8 protein-coding genes and 1 pseudogene are annotated in these 6,790 nt (G+C 75.8%); 5 read left to right on the forward strand and 4 right to left on the reverse strand.

The window, feature by feature from the left end; genetic code table 11:
* Nucleotides 1-231 precede the first annotated feature (231 nt).
* Nucleotides 232-522 (reverse strand): WXG100 family type VII secretion target, encoded by a 291-nt coding sequence (locus F6X68_RS29030; RefSeq protein ID WP_132232078.1) that lies wholly within the window; start codon nucleotides 520-522, stop codon nucleotides 232-234.
* Nucleotides 523-548: 26 nt separating this feature from the next.
* A complete protein-coding gene (locus F6X68_RS29035; RefSeq protein ID WP_132232452.1) occupies nucleotides 549-869 on the reverse strand; it encodes a WXG100 family type VII secretion target in 321 nt (106 codons plus the stop codon).
* Nucleotides 870-1,238: 369 nt separating this feature from the next.
* On the opposite strand from F6X68_RS29035, the gene eccE reads away from it, so the two are divergent.
* From eccE to rarD, 4 genes are all read left to right on the forward strand, one after another.
* A complete protein-coding gene (gene eccE, locus F6X68_RS29040) occupies nucleotides 1,239-3,155 on the forward strand; it encodes a type VII secretion protein EccE (protein WP_370519005.1) in 1,917 nt (638 codons plus the stop codon).
* A gap of 55 nt (nucleotides 3,156-3,210) precedes the next feature.
* Nucleotides 3,211-3,597, forward strand: coding sequence for a phage holin family protein (locus tag F6X68_RS29045; RefSeq protein ID WP_151457240.1), 387 nt, complete (start codon nucleotides 3,211-3,213; stop codon nucleotides 3,595-3,597).
* A gap of 85 nt (nucleotides 3,598-3,682) precedes the next feature.
* On the forward strand, nucleotides 3,683-4,183 hold the full coding sequence (locus F6X68_RS29050) for a GNAT family N-acetyltransferase (protein WP_151457241.1): 501 nt from the start codon (nucleotides 3,683-3,685) through the stop codon (nucleotides 4,181-4,183).
* A complete protein-coding gene (gene rarD / locus F6X68_RS29055; RefSeq protein WP_151457242.1) occupies nucleotides 4,180-5,109 on the forward strand; it encodes an EamA family transporter RarD in 930 nt (309 codons plus the stop codon). The genes F6X68_RS29050 and rarD overlap by 4 nt, the downstream gene beginning before the upstream one ends.
* A 10-nt stretch (nucleotides 5,110-5,119) precedes the next feature.
* On the opposite strand, the gene F6X68_RS29060 is transcribed toward rarD, so the two are convergent.
* Both F6X68_RS29060 and F6X68_RS29065 read right to left on the reverse strand, forming a co-directional pair.
* Nucleotides 5,120-5,812 (reverse strand): anti-sigma factor, encoded by a 693-nt coding sequence (locus F6X68_RS29060; protein ID WP_151457243.1) that lies wholly within the window; start codon nucleotides 5,810-5,812, stop codon nucleotides 5,120-5,122.
* Nucleotides 5,809-6,303 carry a sigma-70 family RNA polymerase sigma factor gene (locus F6X68_RS29065; RefSeq protein WP_255474788.1) on the reverse strand — a complete coding sequence of 165 codons (495 nt, stop codon included), beginning with the start codon at nucleotides 6,301-6,303 and terminating at the stop codon, nucleotides 5,809-5,811. Before F6X68_RS29065 ends, F6X68_RS29060 begins: the two co-directional genes overlap by 4 nt.
* A 250-nt stretch (nucleotides 6,304-6,553) precedes the next feature.
* Here F6X68_RS29065 and F6X68_RS29070 point away from each other — a divergent pair.
* A pseudogene (locus F6X68_RS29070) lies at nucleotides 6,554-6,790 on the forward strand (phosphatase); the annotation flags it as partial.

Genomic DNA, 6,790 nt, shown 5'->3' on the forward strand with positions numbered 1-6,790 from the left:
TGGCACTAGCGGCGCTGCTGGCGCTCGTCGTGCCGCGCGGGGCCCGCCGCCGCTGGCGGCCGGCTGACCCCGCCTGACCCGGCCGGTGGTCTACGCCCGTCGCCCCGCCTGGCCCGGCCTGCGGTCTACGGCCGTCGCGTCCGGGGTCGTCCACCGTCGGCGGTCGCGCTGCCCGGAACGGCCGATGGTGGCGTCGACCGGCTCACGATCGACGCCACCACCGGGCGGGGCCTACTGGAACAGGCCGACGTTCTTCTTCTCCGTGTCGAGGTAGTCGGCGGCGGAGTCGTCCACCGCGAGCTTGATGTCGCGCAGCATGACCTGGAGGTCCTGCGAGGCCGACCGCCAGCGGCGCTGCCGCTGCTCGTAGGCCTGGAGGGCCTCGCCGGACCAGCTCGCCACGAGCGGGGCGGCGTCCCGTTCGAGCTGCCCGAGCTGCGAGTCGAGCGCGTTCAGCGCCTTCTGGATGTCCGCGCTCGCCTGTTGCAGGGCGGCGAAGTTGACGACCAGTACACCGTCCATCGGATGTCTCCTCCCCCGGGACCGGGTCAGAGCGGCAGCTGGATGCCGCCGCGGTTGGTGGTGGACACCCGGCTGGCGGCCTCGGCGTCCGAGACGTCGTAGTGCCGGCCGGCCGTGCGGACGGCGCCGGCGGTCTCCCGCAGCGCCCGCTGAAGCGCCGCCTGGTCCTGTGCCCACTGCTGCTTGACCTGCTCGAACGAGCGCCCGCCGGCACCGCGCCAGGCCTGCTGCAACACCTCCAACTCGGCCATCAGGCTGCTCAGCATGGACTGCAGGGACTGGTCGACCTGCTCGAACTTTGCGGCGGTCTGCTGCATCACCGCTGCTTCTGCCTGGGTCTGGGACACCCGGGACGTCACCTCGTCTCCTCGGTCGTGGCTGGCCGTGAGCGCACCCGCCCACCGGGCGCGCCGCTCGCGCCGCCCGGACGTCGAGCGTGGCGGGCGCGGGGTCAGCGAAACTCGTCGCTGACGGTAGCGGTACCGTCGCGGTTCTGCTACCCCGTGGCCATCCCCTGTGGACGACTGCGGCCCCCATCCCGCCGGACGCTCCCCTTACGATGGGCGGCGTCGATGTCGCGGCGAGTGACCGGTCGAGGAGGCACGGTGACGGTGACCACCGGCCCGGGCCCGCACCGGCCGGCCCCGGGCCACGATCCCGCCCCGACCGCCGCGCCCCTCGTGCCGGCACCGCCCCGGTCGGCCGGTCCGCCCGGCCTGGCTGGCCCGGCTGGCCCGATCGGCCTGGCTGGCCCGGCCGGCCCGGCTGGCTCGGCCGGCCCGGCTGGCACGTCCGGCCCGGCTGGCCCGATCGGCTCGCCTGGCCCGTCCGGCACTGTGGCCGGCGCGCCGGCACCGCCGGCCGCCCTGCCGCCGTCGCGGAACCCGGCCGGCCGGCGGAGGGGCGCCGGTGTCCGGGCCGGTCAGGTCGTCGCCACGCAGGTGGCGGTGGCCGCCGTGGTCGCGGCCGCCGGCCGGGGCGTGCTGGTGACGTTGGCCGCCGTGGGGGTGGCCGCGCTGCTGCTGCCCCTGGCCTGGGTGCGGCTGCGGGGGCGGTGGCTCTTCGAGTGGCTGGCCACGGGCCTGGGCTACGCCACCCGCCGCCGCGCCCTGCCTCCGGCCGCCGGCCCGGCGGCCCTGCTGGACCTCGTCGACCCCGGCGCGGTCGTGCGTCCCGCCGAGCTGGCCGGCACGCCGGCCGCCGTGCTGGACGACGCCGCCGGGATGGTGGCCGTGCTGGAGGTCGGCGATCCGGCCGACCTGCTCGGCGACGCTCCCCGCGCGCTGCCCGTCCCGGCGTCCCTGCTGCCGGCAGCCGCGCCGGACGGCCCCCCGGTGCGGCTCCAGCTCCTGCTGACGGGCTCTCCGGCGCCGACCGTCGGCGCGGGTGGCGGTGCCGTCGCCACCTCGTACCGGCAGCTCACCGACGGGCGGCTCGCCGGCCGGGAACGGGCCGTGCTCGCCGTGCGGGTGCTGCGTGCCGAGGGCTGGACGACAGAGGAGCTGCGGCGGGCGCTCGCCGGAACGGTGCGCCGCATCGCACGCCGGATCGGGCCCGTCACCGCCCGCCCGCTGGGCGAGCACGCGACGCTGCGGGTGCTGGCGGAGCTGGCCCACCACGACGACCGTCCCGCGCAGGAGTCCTGGCAGGCGGTCCGGGCGGGCGACCTGCTCCAGACCACGTTCCGGCTGCGCCGCTGGCCCGACCCGCGTACCGACGCCGGCCGGCGGCTGGTGACCCGGCTGCTCGCGCTGCCCGCGACGGCGACGACCGTCTCGCTCGGCGTCGGGCCGTGGGCCGGCACCGACCCCGCGTCGGCGCCGACCGAGCTGGCCGTACGGCTGGCTGCCGCCACCCCGGCGGAGCTCTCGATCGCGGCGCAGGCGCTGCGCCGGCTGGTGGCGGAGGTGGGCGGCGAGGTGCACCGGCTCGACGGCGCGCAGCTCGGCGGGTTGGCCGGCACGCTGCCGCTCGCGGCGGCGGGCGCGGCGGGTCCGGGTCCGGCGCCCGACGGCCTGGAGCTGACCCTCGGCGAGGCGGGGCTGATGGTCGGCACGAACCGGCACGGCGGCGCGGTGACCGTCCGGCTGTTCCGGCCGGAGAGCACCCGGGTGATGCTGGTCGGCGGGATACGCGCGGCGCAGCTGGTGGCGGTGCGGGCCATGGCGCTCGGGGCACGGGTGGTGGTGCAGACCGCCCGCCCGCGCGGGTGGGAGCCGTTCGTCCGGGGCGTCGGCACCCCCGGCGCGATGATCCCGGTGGTGCCGCCGGGCCGTCCGGTGGGCGAGCCGGGGTCGCCGCTGTGCCCGCTGCTGGTGGTGGTGGACGCCGGTCCCACGCCCGCCGAGCCTGAGCCGGGGTCACCGTGGCGGACCACGCTGCTGGTGCGCGACGAGTTGACCCCCGCCGACGCCGACGCGTTGGGCCGCGCCGACCTGGCCGTGCTGCAACCGCTCGACCCGGCCGAGGCCGCCGTGGCGGGCGCCGCGCTGGGCCTCGGCGGGTCGGCGGAGTGGCTGACCCGGATCCGGGACGACATGGTCGCGGTGGTCAACCGGCGGGCGCTGCGCTGGGCGCTGCTCTCCCCCACCCCGATCGAGTCGCAGCTGATCGGCCGCCCGTCCCGCCGCTGAGCGGGACGACGGTCACGCGCTTCCGCAGCTTGTCCGTCCGTGGCACGATCCGGCCATGGGTTTCCTCAAAGGGCTGCTGATCCGGCTGGGCAGCACGGCGCTCGCCTTCTGGCTGGCCACGCTGCTCATCCCGGGCATCACGCTGGAGTCGGCGTCCGCCGGCGAGACGGTCGTCACGCTGGTCCTCGTCGCGGTGATCTTCGGCGTGGTCAACGCGGTGCTCCAGCCGATCATCAAGACCGTCGGCTGCGGCTTCTACCTGCTGACCCTCGGGTTGATCGCGCTGGTGGTCAACGGGCTGCTGTTCCTGCTCACGAGCTGGATCGCCGACCAGGCCGGGCTGCCCTTCCACGTCGACGGCTTCTGGCCGGAGGCGGTGCTCGGCGCGCTCTTCGTCGGCATCGTCACGTGGATCCTCGGGGCCGTCCTGGACCGGGACTGACCCGAACCGACCAGCGGGCGGGCCGCGACCAGAGGGCGGGAATTGGCCGCTGATCGGGCCGGGTGGCCGGGTTAGCGTCGCGGGCATGTTCACCCTGACCCGCGACGACGGCTACCTGCTCAGCACCGACCCGGCCCGGATCGACCTGGGCCTGGTGCACCACTGGCTCTGCACCGACGCCTACTGGGCGCTCGGGCGGGACCGGGAGACGGTGGCGCGGGCGTTCGCCGGGTCGGTGCCGTTCGGCGTCTACCGCCCGGGTGACGGCCGCCAGGTCGCGGTCGCCCGGGTGGTCACCGACCACGCCACCTTCGCCTGGCTATGCGACGTCTACGTCGACCCCGGCGAGCGCGGCCGGGGACTGGGCACCTGGCTGGCCGGGGCGGTCCGCGACCACCTCGCCGAGCTGGGCGTACGCCGGATCCTGCTGGCCACCGCCGACGCCCACGCGGTGTACGCCAAGGTCGGGTTCGCCCCGATGACCGATCCGCACCGCTGGATGCAGCTCGACCAGCGGAACCAGCCGGTGAGTCCGGTCACCGGAAAGGAACCGGGCGACCTCCCGGCCCTTACGGTGGAAACGTGACGCCACTCCGCCTCGGCTACCTCTACGGCTTCGTCGCGTACCTGCTCTGGGGGTTCTTCCCGCTCTACCTGCGGCTGATGCGCCCGGCGGGGCCACTGGAGATCCTGGCCCACCGCATCGTCTGGTCGGTGGTGTTCGTCGCCCTGCTGCTGGCGGCGATGCGCAACGTCGGTTTCCTGCGGGCACTGCTGCGCCGGCCCCGGGCACTGGCCGGCATCGGCGTCGCCGCCGCGCTGATCGCGGTGAACTGGGGCACCTACATCTACGGCGTGACCTCCGAGCGGGTGGTGGAGACCGCCCTCGGCTACTTCATCAACCCGCTGGTGGTGGTGCTGCTGGGCGTCACCGTGCTCCGCGAGCGGATGCGGCCCACGCAATGGGTGGCGCTCGGCATCGGCGGGCTGGCCGTGGCCGTGCTGACCGTCGACTACGGCCGGCTGCCGTACCTGGCGCTGGTGCTGGCGTTCAGCTTCGCCGGATACGGCCTGGCCAAGAAGCAGCTCGGGCTGCCCGCCGCCGAGGGGCTCTTCGTCGAGTCGGCGGTGCTGGCGCTGCCGGCGCTGGCGTACGTGGGTTGGCTCGCCGCCCGCGGCGAGGGCACCTTCGGGGAGGTGTCGGTCGGGCACACCCTGCTGCTGGTGTCGGCGGGGGCGGCGACCGCGATCCCGCTGCTGCTTTTCGCCGGGGCGGCGAACCGGCTGCCGCTGACCGGTCTCGGCATGATCCAGTACCTCGCCCCGATCCTCCAGCTCGGCTGCGGGGTGCTGATCTTCCACGAGCCGATGCCGCCGGCCCGGATCGCCGGCTTCGCCCTGGTCTGGGCCGCGCTGATCGTCTTCACCGTCGACGCCGTCCGCAACTCCCGCCGTACCCGCGCCGCCACCCTCGCCGCCCGCCGGGCCGAGGCCGTCGCCGCGCCCCACTGACCGGCGCGGGTCAGCGGACGTCGTAGACGAGGACGGGGGTGCCGTCGGCGCGCAGCAGCTCCAGCCGGACCAGCTCCGCGTCGGTGAACCGGGTCGCGCCGGTGATCCGTAGGTCGTCGCCGGGAGCGGCGAGCCAGGAACCGATCTGCTCCGTCGCGCCGTCCGGGCCGTGCGCCACCAGCCGGAAGGTGTACGCCTTGGCGTAGCCGGCCTTCGCGTCGTACCCGCAGCGCATCCGCACCTCGGTGCCCCAGTCGGTGCCGTTGAGGGCGATCTCGGCGTGCACCGGCACCGCGCCGGCGACCGGCTGCATGGCGACCATCCGCACCTCGACCGGCGTCGGGCCGGCCGCCTCCCGGGGCAGCAGGGCGGCGGTGCCGACGCCGACGACCAGGGCCGCCACGGCGGCCGCGAGCGTGGTGAGGGCGTACCGGCGGCGAGTGGCCGACCGATCGCGGCGGCGGCGCTCCCGCGCGGCGGCGAGCAGTTCGGGCACCCGGGGGTTCTCCGGCGGCGGCAGGAACTGCTCCAGCCCGGCCGGGTCGAGCCGGCCGAGCAGCCCGGGCAGGACGGCGATCTCGGCGACCGCCTCCCGGCAGGCGGCGCAGCCGGCGAGGTGCCGCTCGTAGGCCACCCGGTCGGCGGGAGCCAGCGCACCCAGCACGTACGCGCCGTCGTCGTGCGCGAACTCGCACCGGGTCATTCCGTCACCCCCATCTCGGCCAGGACCAACCGTAGTGAGCGCAGGGCGTAGTGGGTCCGGGACTTGACCGTGCCGGGCGGCACGCCCAGCCGGGAGGCCGCCTCCGCCACCGACCGCCCCTGGTAGAAGCACTCGACCAGCACCTCCCGGTGGGTGGGGCTGAGCCGGTTCAGCGCCTCGGCGACGGTCCACGCCTCCACCGCGCGTTCCGCCTCGTCCACGGCCTCGGGAGGCTCGGGCAGCTCGTCGGTGTAGACCTCGCCGACCCGGGCGGAGCGGCGCCGCCAGGCGTCGATGGCCAGGTTGCGGGCGGTGGTGAAGAGCCAGGACCGGATCGAGCCGCGCGTCGGGTCGAGCGCCTCCGGGTGCCGCCAGGCCCGCAGCAGCGTCTCCTGCACCAGGTCCTCGGCCCGCTGCCGGTCGCCGTTGACCAGCCGCAGGGCGTGCGCGTACAGCGCCTCCGCGTGCTCGTCGTGCAGCGCGCGGAGCAGTTGGGCGTCGTGGTCGCTGATGGCGGTCTCCTCGCTGTCGGCGCGAGTCCGGCGGTGGCGTTCGCACGGGAATACGTGCCGCCGCCCCGAACGGTTCAGCCGCAGGTCACCGTGGCACCCCCGGCCGAGGTGTTCACGCCCGGTTCATGCCGCCGCCGACGGTCGCTCACCGCGCCCTCCTAGCGTCCGGCGGGTACGCACGCCAGCGGCTGGTCCGGCGTGCACCGACCCCCATCAGGAGGCTCCTTCCATGAGCGACCGTCCCCGGCTGCTCCCGTTGCTGGGCGCCACCCGCCACGGCAGCCGCGACGCCATGACCTGTCTCTACCGGTGCGGCAACGCGTGCGACCACCCGGTGCCCAACACGTCCGACAACGCGTACTTCGGGGACGTGGTGAACGCGGAGGTGTCCCGGCGCGGCGTGGTCCGGGCCGGCGCGGTCGGCGCGCTGGTCCTGGGCTTCGGCGGCGCGGTGGCCGGCGCCGCC

This window comes from Micromonospora sp. AMSO12t (assembly GCF_008806585.1).
Lineage (GTDB): Bacteria > Actinomycetota > Actinomycetes > Mycobacteriales > Micromonosporaceae > Micromonospora > Micromonospora reichwaldensis.